The following is a 1,216-nucleotide window of genomic DNA, read 5'->3' on the forward strand; positions in this document are numbered from 1 at the left end:
AAAAAGACAGCCGCTTTTAAGCGGCTGCCTGTGATGGAAATGCGGTGTCAAACTTTCAATACCCTCTTTTAGAGGGTCAAGCCTGTAATGCCCCTTATAGGGGCTGTTCAAACCACTGGTTCTACCAGTGGTTTTGATTATCGCTTTAAAAATTCGTGAAATTCCGTGAGATCGGAAAAGATGTGTACGGCGAGCTGCCGCATTTCTTCGGTCGGCGGCAGAAGATCCGGCACCATGATCGGCATCATGCCTGCGGCGTGCGCCGAGCGGATGCCGTTATAAGAATCCTCAATGGCATATGTCTTGGCGGGGTCTGCGTGCATGGCGCGGCAAGCAGTCGCATAAATATCCGGGGCAGGCTTGCTGCGCGTGATTTTGTCGCCGCCGAGTACGTAATCGAAATAGGACAGCAGCCCTCTCGCGGACAGCTCTTTTTCGACAACCTCCTGTCTGGTGGAAGAGGCGAGTCCGAGCGCATAGCCGTTGTCTTTCGCCCAATGCAGCAGTTCTCGTGCACCGGTCTTGACCGGCACGCCTTCGGCATCGTCGATTTCATGATAGCGGCGGCTGGCGGCGCTGTTAAATTCCTCTGCCGGAAAATCTGCACCGTAACGCTCGCGCAAAATCTCGCAGGTATGTACGCGCGTCGTGCCGACGGTTGCGAGGAAGACCGGATCAATCTCTTCCGCGTGAAATGCCGGGGCAATATCGTGCCAACACTGCCGCACAACCTGCTCGGTGTCGAGAATGATGCCGTCCATATCAAAGATCAGCGTTGGCTTGGTTTGGTTCATGATTTAAAATCCTCCGAATCATGGTGTACAACAGCGGTTTCATGTGGTCAATCGAGTCGGGAATCTGCTCAATGATGCTGGAATAACAGACCGTTCCGCACAGCTCGACAATAATATATACCATATTAAATAGCTCTTGTTGGGTGTGGTTTTGAGAAGCGGGAGATGCCAGCAGCTGTTCGAGCAATTGCTGCTGCAGCATATCGTTTTCCGGCTGCTCCAAATTGTGCTGCACCATAGACCAGGTAAAGTTGCGCCGAATGAGACGCAGGCTGTCCTTATGCGTGGAAAAATACGTGATGATGTAATCGACAAACAGAATGACGTTTTCTGTGAAATCCTCTGTGCGGTGCTGCTCGGTGTGCTCGTAGGCGAGCGTCAGAATATGCCGCCCGATCTGTAAAATCAAGTGTTCGAGCAGC

General features: G+C 52.3%; 2 protein-coding genes. Both read right to left on the minus strand.

Going from position 1 to position 1,216, the window contains the following annotated elements; genetic code table 11:
- Window positions 1-137: 137 nt before the first annotated feature.
- Complete coding sequence (locus ACR0P9_RS12905; protein ID WP_432620772.1) at window positions 138-794, minus strand: HAD family hydrolase; 657 nt, start codon at window positions 792-794, stop codon at window positions 138-140.
- Window positions 763-1,216, minus strand: a 454-nt coding sequence (locus tag ACR0P9_RS12910) for a TetR/AcrR family transcriptional regulator (protein ID WP_432620774.1), incomplete at its 5' end; no start/stop codon positions are given. The genes ACR0P9_RS12905 and ACR0P9_RS12910, both read right to left, overlap by 32 nt.

The organism is Butyricicoccus sp., assembly GCF_050872565.1.
Taxonomy (GTDB): domain Bacteria; phylum Bacillota; class Clostridia; order Oscillospirales; family Butyricicoccaceae; genus Butyricicoccus_A.

What these genes read in the sequence shown, in the direction of transcription:
- ACR0P9_RS12905 (WP_432620772.1), bottom strand. Translation starts at nt 794, where the DNA reads ATGAACCAAACCAAGCCAACGCTGATCTTTGATATGGACGGCATCATT.